The organism is Neisseriaceae bacterium CLB008 (genome assembly GCA_041228285.1).
Taxonomy (GTDB): domain Bacteria; phylum Pseudomonadota; class Gammaproteobacteria; order Burkholderiales; family Neisseriaceae; genus JAGNPU01.
Genome location: CP166133.1, coordinates 679,388 through 699,236, shown reverse-complemented (window position 1 = coordinate 699,236; position 19,849 = coordinate 679,388). Strand labels below are relative to the sequence as shown.

At 52.1% G+C, this 19,849-nt stretch carries 22 protein-coding genes and 1 riboswitch; of the genes, 9 read left to right on the top strand and 13 right to left on the bottom strand.

Annotation, left to right across the window (positions count from 1 at the left end):
* Nucleotides 1-35: 35 nt before the first annotated feature.
* A complete protein-coding gene (gene gshA / locus AB8Q18_03055) occupies nucleotides 36-1,319 on the bottom strand; it encodes a glutamate--cysteine ligase (protein XDZ52039.1) in 1,284 nt (427 codons plus the stop codon).
* A gap of 354 nt (nucleotides 1,320-1,673) precedes the next feature.
* Between gshA and AB8Q18_03050 the strand changes: the two genes are divergently transcribed.
* On the top strand, nucleotides 1,674-2,831 hold the full coding sequence (locus AB8Q18_03050; protein XDZ52038.1) for an FAD-dependent monooxygenase: 1,158 nt from the start codon (nucleotides 1,674-1,676) through the stop codon (nucleotides 2,829-2,831).
* Nucleotides 2,832-2,849: 18 nt separating this feature from the next.
* Nucleotides 2,850-4,016: a UbiH/UbiF family hydroxylase gene (locus AB8Q18_03045; GenBank protein XDZ52037.1), complete on the top strand. Its 1,167-nt coding sequence runs from the start codon at nucleotides 2,850-2,852 to the stop codon at nucleotides 4,014-4,016.
* A gap of 67 nt (nucleotides 4,017-4,083) precedes the next feature.
* Here AB8Q18_03045 and AB8Q18_03040 read toward each other — a convergent pair whose 3' ends face one another.
* Both AB8Q18_03040 and AB8Q18_03035 read right to left on the bottom strand, forming a co-directional pair.
* Nucleotides 4,084-4,518: a hypothetical protein gene (locus tag AB8Q18_03040; GenBank protein XDZ52036.1), complete on the bottom strand. Its 435-nt coding sequence runs from the start codon at nucleotides 4,516-4,518 to the stop codon at nucleotides 4,084-4,086.
* A 9-nt stretch (nucleotides 4,519-4,527) separates the two neighbouring features.
* A complete protein-coding gene (locus AB8Q18_03035) occupies nucleotides 4,528-5,394 on the bottom strand; it encodes an alpha/beta fold hydrolase (protein XDZ52035.1) in 867 nt (288 codons plus the stop codon).
* A 177-nt stretch (nucleotides 5,395-5,571) separates the two neighbouring features.
* Between AB8Q18_03035 and AB8Q18_03030 the strand changes: the two genes are divergently transcribed.
* Both AB8Q18_03030 and AB8Q18_03025 read left to right on the top strand, forming a co-directional pair.
* On the top strand, nucleotides 5,572-6,213 hold the full coding sequence (locus AB8Q18_03030) for a ribonuclease domain-containing protein (GenBank protein XDZ52034.1): 642 nt from the start codon (nucleotides 5,572-5,574) through the stop codon (nucleotides 6,211-6,213).
* The gene (locus AB8Q18_03025; protein ID XDZ52033.1) at nucleotides 6,200-6,613 is read left to right on the top strand and encodes a barstar family protein; all 414 of its coding nucleotides are present in this window, start codon (nucleotides 6,200-6,202) and stop codon (nucleotides 6,611-6,613) included. The genes AB8Q18_03030 and AB8Q18_03025 overlap by 14 nt, the downstream gene beginning before the upstream one ends.
* A gap of 55 nt (nucleotides 6,614-6,668) precedes the next feature.
* Here the strand turns inward: AB8Q18_03025 and nusB are convergent, their stop codons facing one another.
* The 6 genes from nusB to AB8Q18_02995 form a co-directional block, all read right to left on the bottom strand.
* The gene (nusB, locus tag AB8Q18_03020) at nucleotides 6,669-7,094 is read right to left on the bottom strand and encodes a transcription antitermination factor NusB (protein ID XDZ52032.1); all 426 of its coding nucleotides are present in this window, start codon (nucleotides 7,092-7,094) and stop codon (nucleotides 6,669-6,671) included.
* A 12-nt stretch (nucleotides 7,095-7,106) separates the two neighbouring features.
* On the bottom strand, nucleotides 7,107-7,562 hold the full coding sequence (gene ribH, locus AB8Q18_03015; protein ID XDZ52031.1) for a 6,7-dimethyl-8-ribityllumazine synthase: 456 nt from the start codon (nucleotides 7,560-7,562) through the stop codon (nucleotides 7,107-7,109).
* A 68-nt stretch (nucleotides 7,563-7,630) separates the two neighbouring features.
* The gene (gene ribBA, locus AB8Q18_03010) at nucleotides 7,631-8,722 is read right to left on the bottom strand and encodes a bifunctional 3,4-dihydroxy-2-butanone-4-phosphate synthase/GTP cyclohydrolase II (GenBank protein XDZ52030.1); all 1,092 of its coding nucleotides are present in this window, start codon (nucleotides 8,720-8,722) and stop codon (nucleotides 7,631-7,633) included.
* Nucleotides 8,723-8,758: 36 nt separating this feature from the next.
* Nucleotides 8,759-9,373 (bottom strand): riboflavin synthase subunit alpha, encoded by a 615-nt coding sequence (locus AB8Q18_03005; GenBank protein ID XDZ52029.1) that lies wholly within the window; start codon nucleotides 9,371-9,373, stop codon nucleotides 8,759-8,761.
* 9 nt (nucleotides 9,374-9,382) lie between these two features.
* Nucleotides 9,383-9,901 (bottom strand): acyl-CoA thioesterase, encoded by a 519-nt coding sequence (locus AB8Q18_03000; protein XDZ52028.1) that lies wholly within the window; start codon nucleotides 9,899-9,901, stop codon nucleotides 9,383-9,385.
* Nucleotides 9,902-10,098: 197 nt separating this feature from the next.
* Nucleotides 10,099-10,225: riboswitch (FMN riboswitch) on the bottom strand.
* A 243-nt stretch (nucleotides 10,226-10,468) separates the two neighbouring features.
* Complete coding sequence (locus AB8Q18_02995) at nucleotides 10,469-11,086, bottom strand: glutathione S-transferase family protein (protein XDZ52027.1); 618 nt, start codon at nucleotides 11,084-11,086, stop codon at nucleotides 10,469-10,471.
* Between the two features lie 140 nt (nucleotides 11,087-11,226).
* Here AB8Q18_02995 and hemF point away from each other — a divergent pair, with 140 nt between their 5' ends.
* On the top strand, nucleotides 11,227-12,135 hold the full coding sequence (gene hemF / locus AB8Q18_02990) for an oxygen-dependent coproporphyrinogen oxidase (protein ID XDZ52026.1): 909 nt from the start codon (nucleotides 11,227-11,229) through the stop codon (nucleotides 12,133-12,135).
* Between the two features lie 62 nt (nucleotides 12,136-12,197).
* On the opposite strand, the gene AB8Q18_02985 is transcribed toward hemF, so the two are convergent.
* Complete coding sequence (locus tag AB8Q18_02985) at nucleotides 12,198-12,689, bottom strand: SRPBCC domain-containing protein (GenBank protein XDZ52025.1); 492 nt, start codon at nucleotides 12,687-12,689, stop codon at nucleotides 12,198-12,200.
* Nucleotides 12,690-12,903: 214 nt separating this feature from the next.
* The gene (gene phoU / locus AB8Q18_02980; protein XDZ52024.1) at nucleotides 12,904-13,599 is read right to left on the bottom strand and encodes a phosphate signaling complex protein PhoU; all 696 of its coding nucleotides are present in this window, start codon (nucleotides 13,597-13,599) and stop codon (nucleotides 12,904-12,906) included.
* Nucleotides 13,600-13,922: 323 nt separating this feature from the next.
* On the opposite strand from phoU, the gene AB8Q18_02975 reads away from it, so the two are divergent.
* Entirely contained in the window at nucleotides 13,923-14,717 is a 795-nt protein-coding gene (locus tag AB8Q18_02975; GenBank protein ID XDZ52023.1) for an amino acid ABC transporter substrate-binding protein, read from the top strand.
* Complete coding sequence (locus tag AB8Q18_02970) at nucleotides 14,707-15,426, top strand: amino acid ABC transporter permease (GenBank protein XDZ52022.1); 720 nt, start codon at nucleotides 14,707-14,709, stop codon at nucleotides 15,424-15,426. The genes AB8Q18_02975 and AB8Q18_02970 overlap by 11 nt, the downstream gene beginning before the upstream one ends.
* 156 nt (nucleotides 15,427-15,582) lie before the next feature.
* Here the strand turns inward: AB8Q18_02970 and AB8Q18_02965 are convergent, their stop codons facing one another.
* Entirely contained in the window at nucleotides 15,583-16,029 is a 447-nt protein-coding gene (locus AB8Q18_02965; protein XDZ52021.1) for a DNA polymerase III subunit chi, read from the bottom strand.
* A 2-nt stretch (nucleotides 16,030-16,031) separates the two neighbouring features.
* Entirely contained in the window at nucleotides 16,032-17,495 is a 1,464-nt protein-coding gene (locus AB8Q18_02960) for a leucyl aminopeptidase (GenBank protein XDZ52020.1), read from the bottom strand.
* Between the two features lie 130 nt (nucleotides 17,496-17,625).
* On the opposite strand from AB8Q18_02960, the gene lptF reads away from it, so the two are divergent.
* Together lptF and lptG are read left to right on the top strand one after the other, a co-directional pair.
* Nucleotides 17,626-18,729: an LPS export ABC transporter permease LptF gene (gene lptF / locus AB8Q18_02955; protein XDZ52019.1), complete on the top strand. Its 1,104-nt coding sequence runs from the start codon at nucleotides 17,626-17,628 to the stop codon at nucleotides 18,727-18,729.
* Nucleotides 18,726-19,799: an LPS export ABC transporter permease LptG gene (lptG, locus tag AB8Q18_02950; GenBank protein ID XDZ52018.1), complete on the top strand. Its 1,074-nt coding sequence runs from the start codon at nucleotides 18,726-18,728 to the stop codon at nucleotides 19,797-19,799. The genes lptF and lptG overlap by 4 nt, the downstream gene beginning before the upstream one ends.
* Nucleotides 19,800-19,849: the final 50 nt, after the last annotated feature.

The window sequence follows — 19,849 nt, the reverse complement described above, 5'->3', positions numbered from 1 at the left end:
ACCGATGCGGCCGCAGCACACATCGGTCAGCATCATTAAGCTGATTGAGGCGCTGTGGCCTCAAGCTCGAGGGCCGCCGCCAATAAAGATAAGCGTGCCAACACGCCGTAGGCGTAAAAACGATTCGGCGCACAGTGTGGCGTGGCGTCTTTGTCTGGCAAGCCCGCACATTCAAACGATAGGGGCACAAAATGCATGCCGCTGGCGTTGAGGTTCTCGTCGATGCCGCGGCCATTATTGACGCGGTAAAAACCACCAATCACAAAGCGGTCCATCATGTACACCACGGGCTCAGCTACGGCGCCATCAACCTCTTCAAAGGTATACACCCCTTCTTGGACGATCACTTCTGAAACCTCTAGGCCTTCTTTGACCACCGCCATTTTGTTGCGGTTTTTGCGGTTTAAACCACGCACTTCTTCACCTGATTTAACGCTCATAACGCCCATGCCGTACGTACCGGCATCAGCCTTCACAATCACAAATGGCTCATCAGGAATACCATTTTCATCATATTTAGCCTTGATTTTAGCCAGCACACGATCTACCGTGCTGGCCAATTCATCTTCACCTTCACGCGCCTGGAAGTCCAAACCGGCGCAGCCTTCAAAATAAGGGTTGATCACCCAAGGATCGATGCCCACCAGCTCGGCAAACTCGGTCGCTACTTGATCGTAGGCAGCAAAATGATGGGTTTTCTTACGGAAGGTCCAGCCACCGTGTAACGGTGGATACACATGCTGCTCAATGTTTTCGATGATGGCTGGGGTACCGGCCGATAAATCATTATTCAACAAAACCAAACAAGGGTTAAAACCATCAGCCAATTGCACACGATTGCCCACGCGCACCAAAGGCTCCAGCAACACATCGTGATCCAAAGCGGTTTTAAACGTTGTTGGCTCGGTTACTTCTGGATTCAGCGAGCCAAAACGTACGTTAAAGCCGGCCTGATCCAAAATATGCTTGAGCGCATAAATATTTTCTAAATAATAGGTATTACGAGTGTGATTTTCAGGAATGATCAACACGCTTTTGGCTTCTGGACAAACCTTTTCAACGGCGCTTTGCGCAGCCGCCACGGCCAAAGGCAATAATTCGGTATTCAGGTTATTAAAGCCACCGGGAAATAGATTCAAATCCACCGGCGCTAATTTAAAACCGCTGTTGCGTAAATCAACCGAACCATAAAACGGGGTTTGATGCTGCACCCACTTACTGCGAAACCAAGCTTCAATCGTGGCTTGATTATCAAGAATACATTGCTCTAATGCCAATAATGGCCCTTTTTGGGCGGTGGTTAGGTGAGGAACTGTCATAGGATTAAATAACCTTGTGTGTGGCCGCATACGCGCCGACCATGAACGAGAGATCAATAACGGTTAAGCGTTAAAATAATAATTAAATACAATGATTTAATGCATACCCAAGCGCCATTCACGCTGGTTTAGCCCTATATATATGGGCAAAAAACGTTTTCCCAACAGGTAAGCTTAAAATTTACCCAACTTCACATTGAATCTTCTAAGCAAATAAGCCAACTGGCCGTCCTAGTCAGCTTATCTAGCCAAACACCGGTCTGAGCCAGCGCAAGAGAGCGCCACAATGGCCTGTGCCCAAGGCCTAAATTGCATTAGAATAGCGCCTATATTACGTCAGAAGGACTGTTGCGCATGAACCTACCCAGCCATACCCAAGTCGCCATCGTGGGCGCGGGCCCTGTGGGCACTTTACTCGCCTTGCAGCTACATCAGCAAGGCAAACAGGTGCTGCTGCTGGAAGCTCGAGCGCAAAACACCGTGGTAGGCGATCAGCGCACTTTGGCATTGTCGTATTTAAGCCTCACTGCCCTACGCGACGCTGGGGTGAGCCTACCGCCGAGCGCTTTTACCGCCATCCACCAAGTTCATGTGTCGCAACAAAATCATTTTGGCAAAACCCATATTCATCAAGACGATTTAAATCTACCCGTCCTAGGCGCCGTCATTGACTACGCCAGCCTGATTCAGGCCTGCGAAGCCGCCCTTATTACCCAGGGCGTGCCCGTGCTGTGGGAGGCCTCGGTGGACACCGTTCACAGCAACGACCATTACGCGAGCTTAGGCTTTCAGCATCAGGGGCAAGCACAACTTTTAACCTGCGATTGGCTCACCCTTGCAGAAGGCGGCCATTTAATCCAGCAGCTGCCAGCCTTAAAGCGACGCGAATTCAATTACGAACAAACCGCCCTAGTGGCAACGCTGACCTTCGCTCAGGCTCAAAACGGCATTGCCTTTGAACGCTTTGCCGAAGCCGGTCCGTTTGTCTTACTACCCTACCAAGACAATTACCGTCTGGTGTGGACCCGCAGCAGCGCCGACGCGGCCCGTTTAAAAACGGCCAGCTTGATCGAATTTAAAACCGAATTTGAAGCTGCATTCGGACAACGCCTAGGCCCGTTACTGAACGTGGCCAGACCAGCCACCTTCCCCTTACAGCTCAAACAACTGAACAAGGTCAGCACCGGCAAAGTCATCTGCATTGGTAACGCCGCCCAGACCATGCACCCCGTAGCCGCCCAAGGCCTCAACCTCGGACTGCGTGACGCCCTCACCTTGGCCGCCATGATGGCGCCCGCAGGCGCCCTCAAAAATACCCAGCTGGGCCAACAGTATGGTGCCAAACGACGCGTCGACGCCCATGCCGTGGTCGGCTTCACCCACAGCCTAGTGACCTTATTCGAAGGCCACACGCCCCTCATGAACCACGGCCGCGGCCTGGTCATGAGCGCGCTTGACGTCATCCCCGCGTTCAGAAAACGCTTTAGCCAACACTTGGTTTTCGGCCTTTAAGCCAAGGAGTATTGCCCCATGACCACACACACTCATTGCGACATATTAATCGTCGGTGCCGGCCTCGTTGGCGCCAGTACGGCATTGGCCTTACAGGCCAGCGGCCATCACGTGATGCTGCTGGAAGCGCGCCTGCCCGACCTAAGTCCCGCCCAACTGAGCCACGGCTTTGATCCGCGTATTTTCGCCATCAGCCCAGGCAACCAACGCTTTTTAGAACAGCTCAATGCTTGGCCCAACACCGAGCGCATGCAAAGCGTCACACAGATGAGCGTGTTTGGCGATCAAGGCGGTCACATTGAGTTCAACGCCCGCGACCTACGCGCCAGCCACTTGACCACGATTGCGGAAAACCGCTGGCTGCTCAGTGGCCTATGGGCCGAATTGGCCAAGCAAAACGTGACCATCATCAGCGGTCAACGCGGCGCCAGCCTGCGCACCGACCTAAACCAGGCCTCACTCACCTTAGACAACGGCGACCAGATCAGTGCCAAACTGGTGATCGGTGCCGATGGCGCCAACTCTTGGGTCCGCCAGCAAGCAGGCATAGACATCAAGGTGGATCCTTATCATCACCATGGCGTGGTGGCCAATTTCCAATGTGAGCATGACCATCAAGGCGTGGCCTATCAATGGTTTCAAGATGGTGAAATCCTAGCCTATTTACCGCTACCCAATCGCCACATGTCGATGGTGTGGTCGACGTCTCAGCCTGAAAAGCTGCTCGACTTGAGCGCCGAAGACTTAGCCCTCGCTGTGGCCGCCCGCGGCCAGCACAAACTGGGCCAGCTTAAAGTGGTTACCCCCGCCAATGCGTTTGAACTTCGGCTGATCCGCCCTCAAGCCACCACGGCACAACGGGTGCTATTGGTGGGCGACGCCGCCCACACCATTCACCCCCTAGCTGGCCAAGGCGTCAATCTAGGCTTTGGCGATGCCCAAACGCTGGCGCAGCTGCTCAAGGGCGCCAAAGATCCTGGCCAAAGCGCCTTATTGACCCAATATGCCCAGCGCCGCCTCGAACCGGTACGCACCATGCAGATGGGCTGCGATGCCCTCTTTAAACTGTTTGGCAATCATTCCCTGCCGCTGCTGCCGTGGCTGCGCAATACTGGCCTAAGCCTCACCAATCAGCTGGGCCCGGTTAAAAGAAAGCTGATTGCCCAGGCCATGGGCTTGGATTAAGCCCCAGAGTATTTTAAAAAAGACGCCGACCTTAATGGTCGGCGTCTTCTTACTTCAAAAGGCCACATTAATACAATAACTCATATTCATTTAACACCGCCATGGCCGCCGCATCAGCTTGATGCTTGGCTTTCAAGGCGGTTAAACGCTCATCTAGACCGATACACGCCGCTTCAATTTGCTGATTAATGCCGCGCGGGCCATCAATCTCAGGATCGCCCACAAACTCACCCATTAAATGTTCACAAGCATCGCGCGACTCAACAAAGGCCACGACGGCAGGCGGTAGCGCGGCCTCATCCAGCGTCACCTCTTTGGCGGCATCAGCCCAAACCACTTCCTCTTCAATACCGGCCACGGCATGGGCTGAAGCATCTTCAGCCTCACTTGGTAAGGCAGCCTCTAGCACCACGGGCGCAGCCTCTGTTAACGTGTCTTCCGTGGCTTGCGTCGCCACAGGCGTACAGCCCATGACGGCTAAAGCCAACAACCATGAACGCATAATGTTCCTTTATCGTGTAGTCAGGTAAATAGTGCTCATAAAACCAGTCAAAGCCGCGGCATAAGCCTGAGGCTCTTCCAGCATCGGATTATGGCCACTTTGATGAAACTTAAGCCAATCGATTTCTTGCTCTTGTATCAAGGCATCCCACAATGATGGTGGCCCTACCAAATAATCATGGTCACACAATAACAGCAGCAACGGGCCTGACCATTGGCGTAAAAAACCAGCCGTATCAAATTCAGCAAAGGCCACGCCCCATAAGTAATCCAAAGCTGGCATATGATTGACCACCCCAGCCCAATCATCAGGCCCAGCATAGTCTTCAGCATAAAAAGCATGGGTGCGCATGCGCCGATTAATGTGGCTAAAACGGTGATCTGGATCGGCTTCAATATCGGCCGCCAGGTGGCTTATTTCTGCGGCAAACAGCGCTTTTCTTGTCGCCGAGGCCGTTTGGTCAAAATAGGCTAAGCTGCCTGCTTGCCGCTCAGGGCTGTTGGTCGGCGCTAAATTCGACAGAATCAGACCTGCCACATGTTCACCATAGGCTTGCGCATAGGCCATGGCCATAAAGCCATGACCAGAATGACCCAATAACACCATTTTCTCGAGCCCTAGTTGTAACCGAAAGGCTTCAATATCATCCACCACATCGGCCAAGCTATAGCTGGCGGCATCGCTCTTGGGCTGCACAAAACCACGGTGATCAATAAAGATTAGGTTAAAACCAGCAAAACACTCATCTTGAAATAACCGTGGATAATAAAGCGCGCTGCCAATCACCACAATGGGTGGCTTGCTCGCGTCACCGCGCTGACAAGAGTGGAAAACATAGTGATCTTTTTCTAACAACGTCATTTCTTTCACTTTCATCCTCACACCTATCGTGAGGCACACAAAACAGTTTAACCAGATCAAAATCGGCCACCAAGCCCGTAGCGCCGCATCTTAACATAGGCTGAGCACGCTCAACAGCCACGGCAGAAAAACTGCCCCACGCGGCATTTATCGCTATAATAAACCATCCATATTTAATGAATAAAGCTAATCATGAGAAAAATAATTGGCCTGTTGGCCTTGGTCTTGATTTATTTTGTCGTCAATCACACCAGCTTATTGAGCCCAGAGCCAGCCAGCATCACGGCACCAGCCGAATCCACCATCGAACTGACACCGCTCGAAACCGTTGAACCACCGCCCGACGTTGCCCCCATGCCGCAACCGACGCCCAAGCTGGTTGATGCCGATGCAGACTCCGCAACCGACGCCGATCACGCCAAGCCCTCAAGCCAAGACGAAGCACAAACGCAAGCGCAAGGCAGCAAAACCCTAGCCGACACCAAAGCCCAAACCAAGCCGCTGAGCGTGGCTGTTGACACCGATGCACCTAAGCAAGCTGCTAGCAGCGGCTTGGTTTCTGCTGACGACGAGATCAATAAAACGCTGGCCTTAATCAAGCAAGGCGGGCCCTTCCCTCACAAGCAAGACGCGACGATTTTTCAAAACCGCGAGCGCATCTTGCCCAAACAGCCGCGCGGTTACTATCATGAGTACACGGTGCGCACCCCTGGCACCAAAACCCGCGGTGCCCGCCGCATTGTCACGGGCGGCAATCCGCCCTCAGAATACTATTACACCCCCGACCACTATCGTACCTTTCATAAGCTAGAGGCCAACCATGATCTTCCCTAATAACCCAGCGGTTTATGTGTGCACGCCCAAACAGGTGCCCACCCTCGCCACCGACGCCCATGCACAGCAATGGCAATGGCCCAAGCTTAACCAGGTCAACAAAGCCAGCCTCATGATGGCCGCCAAAAGCCTGTTTGTGCTGCCCGATTATTTTGGCGATAACTGGGATGCGCTTTACGACGCCCTGACCGAACAAAGCTGGTGCCCTTACGCGCCTAACCTTTGGGTGGTGCCGCTGTATAAAGCTAGCGACGTTGATTGGGCCGACATGGAGATCTTCCTTAACGTCTGCCAAGACGCCTGCGACTTCTTAGCCGATAACGGCACCACCCTGTATGTTCAAGTGATTGCCACTGAAAAACAGCTGGCCCATCTAGACGACTATCCCAGCTGGCCTTAATCCTGACCATAAAAAAACCACCGCATGAGCGGTGGTTTTTTACGTTTGGATCCGCTTAGCGGCGAGGATCATCTGGGCGCAAAACAGCGGCCAGCTTGTCCAAAATACCGTTCACAAACTTATGCCCATCCGTACCACCATAGGTTTTAGTGGTTTCAATGGCTTCATTGATGATGACTGGATAAGGTGTTTCAGGCATTTGCGACAGCTCATAGCAAGCCATCAACAAAGTGGCGCGTTCAATTGGGCTCACTTCTTCTGCAGGGCGATCCAATAGAGGCATGAGACGGTTCATATAGGTGCCGAAATCTTGCAACACACCGTAGAAAATTTTGCGAAACAAAACCAAATCGGCTTTTTCAAAATATTCATTTTCTTGTAAATTGCGCTCAATTTCATTGGCACTCAATGATGTATTCAACTGAAATTGATACAAACCTTGGACCACAAATTCGCGCGCGCGACGGCGTGGTGTTTTCATATGATTCCTTAACTATGCTGAGACAGCTTTCAATAAATTAGCCACTTCAACGGCGGCGGTGGCGGCTTCTGCGCCTTTAATCCGCATGCGAACAATCGCTTGTTCTTCATCTTCCGTTGTCAAAATGGCGTTGGCAATGGGGACATTATAATCTAAAGAGACGCGGCTCACACCTGCACCAGATTCATTCGCCACCAGTTCGAAATGGTAGGTCTCGCCACGAATGATGACGCCAAGAGCCACAAGGGCGTCAAATTGCTGGCTTTTAGCCATGCTTTGCAACACCACGGGCACTTCTAAAGCGCCGGGCACCGTGGCCACGTGGATGTCGTCGGCGGCCACACCGTGGGCCAAGAGCTGTGCTTCACAGGCGGCCAATAGTTCGCTGCCAATGCCGTTGCTGAAACGTGCTTGAACAATCCCAATGCGTAAGCCTTTGGCTTGATGATTCACTGCGTATGATTTCATTAGAGTTCCTTCAAAAGGAGGGGCAATTGTACTGGATTTCAGCACAAGTGCCCACGATTTATTAAGATTTAAGCTTCATTGGGCATTTCAAAGCCCGTCACTTCCAAGCCAAAGCCAGTTAAGCCCGTCATGGCCGAGGTTTTGCCCATAATGCGCATTTTTTTGACGTTTAGGCTGGCCAAGATTTGTGCGCCGATGCCAAACGTCTTCTTATCCCATACCCGCACTGGTGCATCTTGCTGCGGTAAACCTTTAGCCAATAAGTCGGCACCGGTTTCGGTACGGTGTAACAAAATGGCCACGCCGTGATCGGCGTTTTGAATGCGGCGAAGCGCATCAGGCAAACTCCAGCTGTGGTCGCTGCTTGGCGCCAAGAAGTCCATGGCGCTAAACGGCTCATGCACGCGCACCAATACTTCATCATTGGCCGTAGGCTCACCCTTCACTAGGGCTATGTGGGTTTCTTGCGACAGCGTGTCGGTAAACAGCACTTGCTTGAACTGCCCCCAAGCCGTGTCGATCATTTGGCTGCCCTTCTGTTCGATCAGGCTTTCGTTTTGGCTGCGGTATTGAATTAAGTCAGCAATGGTGGCGATTTTAATCCCATGCTCGGCGGCAAACACTTCCAGTTCAGGCATGCGCGCCATGGTGCCGTCATCATTGATCACTTCACAAATCACCGCTGCCGGCGTTAAGCCGGCCATGCGGGTTAAGTCGCAACCGGCCTCAGTATGGCCAGCGCGGACCAAGACGCCACCGTCTTGCGCACGCAAGGGGAAAATGTGGCCTGGTTGAACGATGTCGCTGGCAACCGCATTGGGAGCAACAGCGGTGCGCACCGTATGAGCGCGGTCAACGGCAGAAATGCCGGTGCTGATGCCGTGGGCGGCTTCAATGCTGACGGTAAACGGCGTACCGTGGCGAGCGCCGTTGCGATCAGCCATCATCGGCAGCGCCAGGCGGTCGACCATTTCATTGCTCATGGGCATGCACACCAAGCCCCGAGCGTGTTTGATCATAAAGTTAATCGCTTCTGGGGTCACAAATTCGGCCGCCATCAGCACGTCACCTTCGTTTTCGCGGTCTTCTGCGTCGGTTAAAATCACCATTTTACCGGCTTTGATGTCGGCAATAATTTCTGGAATACTGGCAATCGCCATGATGTCTCCTGATTCTAGACAAGTTTGTCTGTAAAATTAAGCATTAGTGCGTTGCGCCAAAACGCGCTCAACAGTATCTACAATGGCTTGTGTTTGCGGATCAATCTCAATATTGACCCCTTCGCCCACTTGTCGGTATTGCATATTGGTTCTGGCAATGGTTTCTGGAATTAAGTGCACACTGAATTCATGCTCATTCACTTCACCTAAGGTGAGGCTAATGCCATCAATACCAATGTAACCCTTGGTCAGAATGTATTTTTGCATGGCTTTGGGTAAAGCAAAATAAACCGCACGATTGGTCGCCGTTTCTTCTATACGGCTAATGATCGCCTGGCCCAAGATATGGCCGCTCATGCTGTGGCCACCTATCTCATCACCAAATTTAGCTGCGCGCTCAAGGTTCACCCAATCGCCCTGGGCTAATTCGCCTAGGTTGGTTAAGCGTAGGGTTTCGTCAATGAGATCGAACCACACCAAGTCATCCTCGACTTTCGTCACGGTCAGGCAGCAGCCGCTGTGGGCTACAGAAGCACCCAAAGCAAGGTTACCCAATAGTTCGCGCGGAAAGCGCACCACGTGGGTTTGAAACTGATCTTTCTTCTCGATGCGTTCGATCTGGCCTAGGCCTTGTATGATGCCGGTAAACATATGCCGCTCCTATGCTTTGGGTTGCGCGTCGGCTTCACAAGCTTCTTTTAGCTTGGCCGCGGTCTCGATTCGGATGCGTTTACGCAGCTCGGCAGCAGCGGCACGCATGCGCTGGGTTTCGTTGTCTAGGCTCAAAGCAGGTACTTCAACCGGCTTACGGTCTTCGCCGACGGCCACCATGGTGAAGTAGCAGCTGTTGGTGTGGCGCACGCTGCGATTGGGGATGTCTTCGGCCTCTACGCGAATGCCAATCTCCATCGAGGTACGGCCCACGTGATTGACGCTGGCCAAGAAGGTCACCAGTTCGCCGACATGAATCGGCTCTTTAAACAATACCTGATCCACCGACAGCGTCACCACATAGGTGCCGGCGTAGCGGCTGGCGCAGGCATAGGCCACTTGGTCCAGCAGCTTCAAGATCGTGCCGCCGTGCACGTTGCCGGTAAAGTTGGCCATGTCTGGCGTCATCAACAAACTCATCATCAGCTCTCGCTGGGTAAAACCGCGCTGCTCTAGCGTATTCGACATATTCGTGCCCTTGTGTGATCGATGGTCAGGTGGGGTCCTGGCCTATTGATTATTAATAGTCATAAAAAAAGCCCCTCTCGATGGCTCGAGCAGGGGCGAAACAATTAAAGCCACGGCATAAGCCGTGAGCGTTTGCCATAGCCACACCAGCGGCTCACGCCGTCACGGGTGTCTGTCGACAAACTGCCTTAATTGTCGGTTATCTTTTATCATCCAGACTATACTGTCGGTTTTGGAATTACACCAAATCAGCTTTCGCTCGCGGACTATCACCGCCGGTCAAGAATTGAAGGTTGCCCTTCTCACTTTGCCCCAAAGATAACGCTTTACAAAGTATAGCTTACTACATAATTTGCACCGCTGGCAAATCAACGCGCTGCCCACCTAAAGCCTAAATAAATTTTGGCTATGGTTTGTTGGCATGGCGTAGGGTGGATCGTGACCCACGCAGGTTTTTGATCTTGGCGTATTGTCATCTTGGAGACGGTGGGCACGCTACGCTTTGCCCACCCCACTCATGGCTCATAAGCCATGGGTTCAAGCCAGGCTCATTCCTTCACACAGAGCTTAAGCAAAAGCGCGCATGCCTTCTTGCACACCCGGGCGGGCGCTCATGCGTGCAAACCAAGCCGCCACATGAGGGTAATCGGCTAAATCAATGCCCTGACGCTCGTGCGAACAGGCCCAAGGATAGAGCGCCATGTCGGCAATGGTGTAGTCGCTGCCAATCACATAATCTTTGCCAGCCAACTGCGTGTTCAGTACGCCATACAGGCGGCGGCCTTCGGCATCGTAGCGATTGATCGCATAAGGCACCACTTCTGGCGCATACACTTTAAAATGGTGCATCTGGCCCAGCATCGGCCCAAAGCCCCCCATTTGAAACATCAACCACTGAATCGTGGCCCAATGCGCATGAGGCTCAGTCGGCAAGAACTGGCCATGTTTTTGGGCCAGATACATCAAAATCGCGCCACTTTCAGCCAAGACCAGCTCCCCCCCTTCTGCCTCGCTGTCCACCAGCACGGGGATTTTGTGATTGGCATTGAGGGCCAAAAACTCAGGGCTAAACTGCTCGTTTTTAGAAATGTCGATGATTTTGGTTGTATAAGCCTGCTTGAGTTCAGCCAGGGCAATGCTGACCTTAAACCCATTCGGGGTTCCTAAACCATAAACGGTATACATAGTCTGCCTTTCTTAAATAAGATGAAGGCAAATCGCCTACACTGGCCGATTCGCCCATGGGGGACAAAACGATGGGCGCTTAGTCCCGGGAAATACGTTACAATGGCCGCATTATTTTTAAATCAAACCCTAAAACCGCCATGTCTTCTCTATCTGTTGATGCCGTTAAACTGTTCCTACAATCCATTCAAACCAAAATCTGCCAAGCCTTAGAGGCCGCCGATGGCAGTGGCCAATTTATCGCTGACCAGTGGCAAAGTAAGCTGGGCATAGGCGAAAGCCGTGTCTTAAAAAACGGCACCGTGTTTGAACAGGCGGGCGTCAATTTTTCTCACGTCAAAGGCAGCGCCATGCCGGCCTCTGCCACCGCTCATCGTCCAGAACTGGCCGGCGCGGCGTTTGAAGCCATGGGGGTGTCTTTGGTGATTCACCCGAAAAATCCCTACGTGCCCACTAGCCACGCCAATGTCCGCTTTTTCATTGCCTATCCAGACAATGCCGAACCGGTGTGGTGGTTTGGTGGCGGCTTTGACCTAACGCCTTTTTATCCGTTTGCCGAGGATATTCAGCACTGGCACCAAACCGCCCATGATCTCTGTGCGCCTTTTGGCGCCAACGTCTACGCCGACTATAAAAAATGGTGTGATGACTATTTTTATCTCAAACACCGCGCAGAAACCCGTGGCGTCGGCGGTCTGTTTTTTGACGACCTTAATCAGTGGGGGTTTGCCTCGTGCTTTGCGTTCATCCAAGCTGTGGCACAAGGCTTTATCGATGCCTACGTGCCCATCGTTAATCGCCGCAAACACATGGCCTACGGCGAGCGAGAACGCCAGTTCCAGCTGTACCGCCGTGGCCGCTATGTGGAATTCAATCTGGTCTGGGATCGAGGCACGCTGTTTGGGCTTCAAAGCGGTGGCCGCACCGAATCCATTCTGATGTCTATGCCGCCCTTAGTGCGCTTTGAATATCAATATGAGCCCGGAGCCGGTAGCCCAGAAGCCTTACTCAACGAGTATTTACGTCCGACCGACTGGCTAAAAGCCTAAATGATAGCCATCCACCCACGCTCAAGCGTGGGTGATTTTAAATTGAAACACGGCGCCGCCATTTAAATAGACTCCTGCCACTGACTCAGCTGAGCTCGATAATCGGCCACTAATGTGTCAAAAGGGGGTTCGGACAAGGCGCCCGTCTTGCCTTCGGCCGCATGCTTCAAACGCTCTAAACACAGACGCCAGCCGGCAATGTCCTGGGCCGAATGATCGTGCAGCAGGCTTAAACGCTCTGTAAACAAGAGACGGGTTTCTGCTTCATTCATGGGTTCTAGATAAAACGACACCAAATTGCCATCCCAATCAAAGGTCAGCTCACGCTGAGACTGATAGCGCTTAATCGGCATTTTGATCAAGGCCTCCGGCAGCATGTTCAACAGCATATGCCCACCCTCACCCAGCTCACCCACGGCCAGCTCAGTAAACCATTCGGCCAAGCCATCATCTTGGCTTAAATAACCCCACAGCTGCGCAGCCGGTGCCGCTACGGTACACGATAAAAACACCATCACGCTGCCATCGTCTTGTTTTTCAATATTGATTAACATGATGCCTCCCTTAAGGTTAAACACCAAACAACGCTCATTGACTTGATTTCATTCTAATCCAAGCCCACCCCGTTTGGGAACCTTTATTCGAGGCTTACCCAGATGCCCTTTGAAAACCAGCGCTAGCGATGGGACAGTAAAACCCAGGCAAAAAAAAGGAGGGCTTACGCCCACCTCAAAACACCACATAACATCATAGAGAAGACTGGCAGCCTTACATCATCTTTTTCATTTCATCTAGGCTGGCGTGACGAATGTCGATGCCTTTGGCCAAATACACCACGTGCTCGGTGATGTTTTTAGCGTGATCGCCCACGCGCTCAATTGATTTCAACATGAACAATACGTCAATCAAGGCACCGATGGTACGCGGATCTTCCATCATATAGGTCACCAATAGGCGTAGCTGGTTTTGGTATTCTTGATCCAAATGCTCGTCGGTTTCTTTTAGCTCCACCGCCGCCGTCGTGTCTAAGCGAGCAAAGGCGTCCAAAGCGCGGCGCAGCATAGCCAAGGCCATGGCCGCCATACGGTTAAAATCATAAAACTGAGTGGGTTTAATGTCGCGCTGACTCAATAGTTGATGGCCTTTGGTGGCGATTTTTTTCACTTCGTCGCCGATACGCTCCAAATCCACGATCACGCGCGAAACGGTCAACACCAAGCGCAGATCGCTGGCTGCAGGCTGGCGGCGTGCAATAATCAGCTGGCACTCATCATCGATGCTCACTTCCATGGCGTTGATCTCTTCATCAGCCACGCCAGCGGCCACCAATGGCTCTAATGTCCCCGACTCTAAAGCAAACATGGTTTGGCTCAGCTGCTTTTCAACCAGCCCTCCCATTTGCAATACTTTGCTTCTCACGTTTTCCAACTCACTGTGAAACTGTTTTGAAATATGCTCAGCCATACCGTCCTCGTTTGTAAAAGGCCATCTTCAGATAATGCCCTAGTGTAATCAGCAATCATGACAATTTTGTGACAATCAGTTCAAGGGCAACAATTTATAACTTTAAACCACTGGTTTTAAATTATTTATTCGACGCCCTCCTTACCATACAGTACACTGATTCAGCATAAGGCGGCATCTGACTGCATGACGATTATGTGACAATCCCCCTCCATCATAACTTTTAAGATTAAGCTTATCGCTTTAAATTCTTTGTTTGCTAGAGTGGAAATCGGTACAGTACACTCCCTTAACATGCCCACCAGATTTAAGGAATCAATGCCATGAATAAACGAATCCTGCTTGCCCTCGTCGCCTCAGCTGGCCTATTTTTAGCCGCCTGCTCTAAAGACGAAGCGCCTAAGGCCGCCACCAGCATCGCTCAGAAAATCGAACAGCAAGGCACCTTAGTGGTTGGCACCGAGGGCTCTTACGCCCCCTTCTCTTTTCACGATGAGTCAGGCCAGCTAACCGGCTATGACGTCGAGGTCATTCGCGAAGTAGCCAAGCGCCTGAACGTGACCCTCAAATTTGAAGAAACCCAATGGGACGCGATGTTTGCCGGCCTCAACAGCCAGCGCTTTGATTTGATTGCCAACTTAGTGGGCATCACGCCCGAGCGCCAGCAAAAATATGAATTCAGCGCGCCGTATATTTATTCTGGCGCCGTCATTGTGGCGCGTGCCGACGATGACCGCTTGAAAAACATCGAAGACGTCGCCGGCCTAGATTCGGCCCAATCCCTCACCAGTAATTTTGGCGATCTAGCCCGCTCGCTAAACGCCAATATCGTCGGTGTGGATGGTCTGGCCCAATCACTGGCCTTGATCAAACAAAAACGTGCCGACATCACCATCAATGACTACTTGGCCGTCCTCGACTATTTCAAACAGCAAGGCAACGATGGCCTCAAAATCATGCTGCCTGCCTCTGAAAAGCTCGCGTCTGGCTTCGCCTTTAATCAGGGCAACCAAGAAGCCATTGCTAAAGTCAATGAAGCCCTAGAGGCCATGCACCAAGATGGCACCCTCAAACGCTTAGGTGAGCAATGGTTTGGTGAGGACGTGAGTGTTAAATAATCTGCTCAGCGCCCTACCCTTTATGACGCCAGAACGGGCACACATTTGGATTGTGTCGTTCTGGCCGATGCTCAAAGCCGCCTTAAGCTACACCTTGCCGCTCACCTTATTATCGTTTAGCGCCGGCATGGTGATTGCGCTGGCCGTGGCCATTTTGCGCGTGGCGCCACGGCCACATCTGTGGCAGCGTGGCCTGTATTCACTGGCACGCTTATACGTGTCGGCCATTCGCGGTACGCCAATGCTGGTGCAGCTCTTCGTGATTTTTTATGGTCTGCCCAGCATGGGCGTGACCCTCAACCCGTTTTTAACCGCCACCATCGCCTTTTCACTCAACGTCGGCGCCTACGCTTCAGAAATCTTACGCGCCGCGCTACAGTCGATTAATAAGGGCCAATGGGAGGCCAGCCTCAGCCTTGGCCTCACCTATGCACAAGGCCTACGCTACATCATCTTGCCGCAGGCCTTACGCGTGGCCACACCGCCCTTATCCAATACCTTCATCAGCCTGGTCAAAGACACCTCGCTGGCGTCGCTGGTCTTGGTGGTCGAGCTATTTAAAATCGCCCAAAATACCGCTGCCCGCACCTATGAGTTCTTACTGGTTTATATTGAGGCGGGTCTGATGTACTGGGCGTTTTGTCTGATTTTAGGCTGGCTCCAAAGCCGCGTCGAAGCCAGGCTGAATCGAGGCCAGCAGCGCCCGTAAAGGCCTTGAACCAAAAAAGACCCTTAACGGGTCTTTTTTTATGCCCTAACGGCCTGTGGATAATATAAGTTGTGGGTAAGTCGTTTGATCTCTTTAAGAACGATGCAAAAAAAACGGCCACCTAATCGGTGGCCGTTGCCTGATCACGTTTAACCCTTAGCGAATGTGGCCCATATTGTGGTGTTCAATAGTAAAGCCCGCTTCGCGATAGGCGCGAAAACGATCGCGCGCCGCTACCAAGTCATCTTCGTCTGGCCCCACAATCTCCAACACCCGCTGATAGTGTGGCACCTCATGCACATAGGCCTCGCTCAGATTTAAGATCACCTGCGGGAAGTCCGCGCGATTGGGCAACGCCATCTCAGCGCCCAATAAAATCGGCGCCAGCTCTCCGCCCGCATCCTCTTCCAGCGCCGACACCAGCTCATGCGGCAAGAAGCTCTCTGGCACTAAGCTCCACAGCTGATGATCCAGCTGCTGCAGCAAGGCATCGTCGGGCAACCACACCAATAAGGGCTCACCCTTGTCGTAAACGGTTTTCACCAGTTTAAATACAAAGGAGAGGCGATTATTGACGTGGGTATAAAACGTGACTTTACGCATGCTTAGCCATGGGCAACTTGTTGTAGGTAAGTCAGCAATAGCGGTACTGGACGGCCGGTTGATGCTGCTTCGCTGCCGCCGTTCCAGCCGGTACCGGCCATGTCAATGTGGGCCCAAGGATAGTCTTCGGCAAAGCGTGACAAGAAGCAAGCTGCGGTAATCGTGCCAGCAGGACGGCCACCGATGTTGCGCAAGTCGGCAAAGCCGCTTTTTAGCTGATCTTGGAATTCATCCCATAGCGGCAGCTGCCAAGCCTTATCGTTCACCGTGGTAGACGCCGTCAACAGCTGATTCACCAAGTCTTGGTTATTGCCCATGATGCCGCTGCCCACATGGCCCAATGCAATGATCACGGCGCCGGTTAAGGTGGCCACATCCACCACGGCTTTAGGATTAAAGCGCTCGGCATAGGTTAAGGCATCACACAAGATCAAGCGGCCTTCGGCATCGGTATTCTGTACTTCGATGGTCAAGCCCTTCATGCTGGTGACGATGTCGCCTGGTTTATTGGCGTTGCCTGCCGGCATGTTTTCACAGGTGGGCACTAAGGCCACGAGGTTCAGGGGTAACTTTAATTCGGCGGCGGCACAAAAGGCCGCGATCACAGAAGCCGCACCGCCCATGTCGTAGCGCATTTCTTCCATGCCAGGGCCAGGTTTTAATGAGATGCCGCCTGAGTCAAACGTAATGCCCTTGCCCACTAACACCACAGGGGCGTCTTCTTTGGCGCCACCGTTGTAGCTTAATTCAATGAAGTAAGGCGCTTCGGTGCTGCCCTTGGCCACAGACCAAAACGAACCCATTTTCAAGGCTAAGATGTCGTCTTTATCCAGAATCTTGGCTTGCGCACCAGCAGCTTCGGCATGGAGCTTGGCCTGATTGGCCAAATAAGCGGGCGTACACACATTGCCTGGCGCATTGCCTAAATCCTTAGCCAAATTCATGGCCTTCACCAAGACATTGGCGGTGGCTAAAGCTGCTTGTAGCGTTTCAGCGTGTTCCGATAAGAACACCACTTCGGTCAAAGCGTGAACTTTACCGCCTTGCTGATAGTCAAGGCATTGGTAGGCTGCGTCGCCAAAGGCCAGCGCAATAGCCGACACGGCGGTGGCCGCCGCTTCGGCGCTTAAGCCGGTTAAATCAACGCTGGCGCGGGCGATTTGGGCCGCTACGATTTTTTTGGCCACGCTGGCGTAGGTTTTTTCAAAGCCGGCACGGTCTTGCTGTGCGCCCAGGCCAGCCAAAACAACTTGGCCCAGCGCGTCCTGATGATTGACAAACAGTGATTCAACCACAGCTTTTTCAACACCGATATTTTTTTGTTTAATCAAGGCGTTAATCAAAGACTGGTGGTCGGTGCTTAAAATATTTAGGGCGGCAGAGGCCTTTTGTTCGGCACTCACCCATAAAACCAAGGTATCATCTTGGTTTGGGTGCGTCGCTTGCGTATTTATGCTAAATTTCACGATTTGTTCCTCTCTGATGAATGATGAACCACATGAGACAGACATGTGATTAAATGGACTATATACTGTCCTTATTGTAACCCATGCCAAGCAACCTGAAACCCAGCCGCCTTCTTTTATTGACAACAATATGATTTATATAAAAAACTTAACCAAAGAACTCACTTATACCGCCATCGGTATCTTTGTGGTGTTGCTGGCCATCTTGGTGTCAACGCAAACCATTAACTTACTCGGGCGCGCGGCTCAAGGCCGTATTTCTGCCGATGCGGTAGCGGCGCTGATTGGCTTTTGGTCTTTAGGCCTAACGCCTTTGCTGCTGATTTTAACCGTATTCATCAGCATTTTAACCGTGTTAACCCGCTATTGGCGCGAACACGAAATGTCGGTTTGGCTCTCTTGCGGCCTGTCTTTACGCGACTGGGTTTGGCCCATCATGCGCTTTACCCTACCGTTTTTCTTCTTGGTCACTTTTATGGCCACCGTGGTGTCGCCCTGGGCCAGCTTTCGCAGCCAAGAATACGCCGAAATTTTAAAACAGCGCGAAGAGCTGTCGATGATTACCCCCGGCGTGTTCCGTGAAATCGGTAAAGACAACCGCGTTTATTTCATTGAAACCTTCGATCCCGACACCGGCGCGGCGCAAAATATTTTCATCCAAGAAACCATCAACGATGAGATCAGCACCGTATTCGCCAATTCCGGCTATCTGCGTAATGAAAACCACAACCGCCTCTTCGTCTTAGAAGAAGGCACGCGCTACACCGGCACGCCTGGCTCGGCCAACTACCAAAAAGTCGCCTTTGATGAACTTAGCCTCATCATCGACAGCCGCCCCAAAACGCTGTCCGAGATTAACGACCGCCAGACCATTCCCACCAAAACCCTGTGGTCATCCGACAACCCCAAACACAAAGCCGAGCTGATGTGGCGCCTGTCTATGGGCATCAGCGTGCTGGTGCTGGCTTACTTAGCCATTCCGCTGTCCTACCTCAACCCGCGCTCAGGCCAAACCTACAACCTCTTATTTGCCCTAGGCCTCTATTTGGTTTACCAAAACGGCGTGACCTTCTTACGCAATATGATTGGCGATGGCGACATTCCTATGGCCGTCGGCTTACCGCCCATGCATCTATTGCTGTTTATCTTGGGTTGGGTTCTGATTCGCTACCGGATGCAGCCAGCGGGCCGATTCATGCCCACATTATTAGCCTCACTAAAGACTAAATCATGAAGTTGCTTAATCGTTACATTCTTCGCCAACTCATCGGCGCCAGCCTATTCACTTTGGCGGCGCTGCTCGGCTTATATCTATTCTTTGACATCATGTCGGAGATTTCTAAGCTCGGTCAAGGCAGCTACAACACCACCACCATGTTCATCTATTTGGCTTTGCTGTTGCCCGGCCACGCCTATGAGCTGATGCCTTTGGCGGTACTGATCGGTGCCATGGTGGCCATGACACAGCTGGCTTCTCACAGTGAATACACAGTGATGCGCACCAGCGGCGTGTCCAATAGACAGGTCGCCACCCTATTGATTAAATTTGGCCTAGGCTTCGCCGTTTTGACCGCCTTATTAGGTGAGGTCTTGGTGCCGTTGAGCGAGCAAAAAGCCGAACGCGTTCATCTGCGGGCGGTGGAATCCAACGTCTCGGCGAGCTTTAAATCCGGCATTTGGATTAAGGACAACTTAAACATCATCAACGTGGGTGAAATGTTGCCCGACAACTCCCTCAAAGCGCTGCGCATGTATGAACACAGCGCCGACAACCAGTTGAAGATGGTCGCCAGCGCCGACAGCGGCACCTACAACCAAGACGGTACTTGGGACTTAAACAACGTTAAAGTAAGCCGCCTAGAAGAAAACCGCGTCGTGGTAGAGAACCATGCCACCTTACACATTAACTCGGCCATCAATCCTAAACTATTGAGCGTATTGCTGGTGAAGCCTGAGCAGATGTCGGTGGCCAATCTGGACGAATACATCGACCACTTAGAAACCAATAAGCAAAAAACCCAGCGCTACCGCATCGCGTTTTGGAGCAAGTTCTTTTACCCACTGGCCTGTATTTCCATGGCGCTCGTGGCGCTGGCGTTTACCCCACAGCAACGCCGCGGCGGCTCTTTGGGCACCCGTCTGTTCTTAGGCATTTGCTTAGGGGTGGGCTTTAACTTTACCAACCGCTTCTTTAGCTTTTTGGGCCAGCTCTACGATTGGAATGCCCTACTGTCGGCCACGCTACCGACCTTGGTCTTCTTGCTGGCCGGGGTATGGATGATTCGTCGTCAAGAACGCCGTTAAGCGAAACGCCTGCACGCAAAAAGCCTGATCTTTTCGATCAGGCTTTTTTT

Coding starts and splice junctions, on each gene's coding strand:
- gshA (XDZ52039.1), bottom strand. CDS start 1,319: ATGACAGTTCCTCACCTAACCACCGCCCAAAAAGGGCCATTATTGGCA.
- AB8Q18_03050 (XDZ52038.1), top strand. CDS start 1,674: ATGAACCTACCCAGCCATACCCAAGTCGCCATCGTGGGCGCGGGCCCT.
- AB8Q18_03045 (XDZ52037.1), top strand. CDS start 2,850: ATGACCACACACACTCATTGCGACATATTAATCGTCGGTGCCGGCCTC.
- AB8Q18_03040 (XDZ52036.1), bottom strand. CDS start 4,518: ATGCGTTCATGGTTGTTGGCTTTAGCCGTCATGGGCTGTACGCCTGTG.
- AB8Q18_03035 (XDZ52035.1), bottom strand. CDS start 5,394: ATGAAAGTGAAAGAAATGACGTTGTTAGAAAAAGATCACTATGTTTTC.
- AB8Q18_03030 (XDZ52034.1), top strand. CDS start 5,572: ATGAGAAAAATAATTGGCCTGTTGGCCTTGGTCTTGATTTATTTTGTC.
- AB8Q18_03025 (XDZ52033.1), top strand. CDS start 6,200: ATGATCTTCCCTAATAACCCAGCGGTTTATGTGTGCACGCCCAAACAG.
- nusB (XDZ52032.1), bottom strand. CDS start 7,094: ATGAAAACACCACGCCGTCGCGCGCGCGAATTTGTGGTCCAAGGTTTG.
- ribH (XDZ52031.1), bottom strand. CDS start 7,562: ATGAAATCATACGCAGTGAATCATCAAGCCAAAGGCTTACGCATTGGG.
- ribBA (XDZ52030.1), bottom strand. CDS start 8,722: ATGGCGATTGCCAGTATTCCAGAAATTATTGCCGACATCAAAGCCGGT.
- AB8Q18_03005 (XDZ52029.1), bottom strand. CDS start 9,373: ATGTTTACCGGCATCATACAAGGCCTAGGCCAGATCGAACGCATCGAG.
- AB8Q18_03000 (XDZ52028.1), bottom strand. CDS start 9,901: ATGTCGAATACGCTAGAGCAGCGCGGTTTTACCCAGCGAGAGCTGATG.
- AB8Q18_02995 (XDZ52027.1), bottom strand. CDS start 11,086: ATGTATACCGTTTATGGTTTAGGAACCCCGAATGGGTTTAAGGTCAGC.
- hemF (XDZ52026.1), top strand. CDS start 11,227: ATGTCTTCTCTATCTGTTGATGCCGTTAAACTGTTCCTACAATCCATT.
- AB8Q18_02985 (XDZ52025.1), bottom strand. CDS start 12,689: ATGTTAATCAATATTGAAAAACAAGACGATGGCAGCGTGATGGTGTTT.
- phoU (XDZ52024.1), bottom strand. CDS start 13,599: ATGGCTGAGCATATTTCAAAACAGTTTCACAGTGAGTTGGAAAACGTG.
- AB8Q18_02975 (XDZ52023.1), top strand. CDS start 13,923: ATGAATAAACGAATCCTGCTTGCCCTCGTCGCCTCAGCTGGCCTATTT.
- AB8Q18_02965 (XDZ52021.1), bottom strand. CDS start 16,029: ATGCGTAAAGTCACGTTTTATACCCACGTCAATAATCGCCTCTCCTTT.
- lptF (XDZ52019.1), top strand. CDS start 17,626: ATGATTTATATAAAAAACTTAACCAAAGAACTCACTTATACCGCCATC.
- lptG (XDZ52018.1), top strand. CDS start 18,726: ATGAAGTTGCTTAATCGTTACATTCTTCGCCAACTCATCGGCGCCAGC.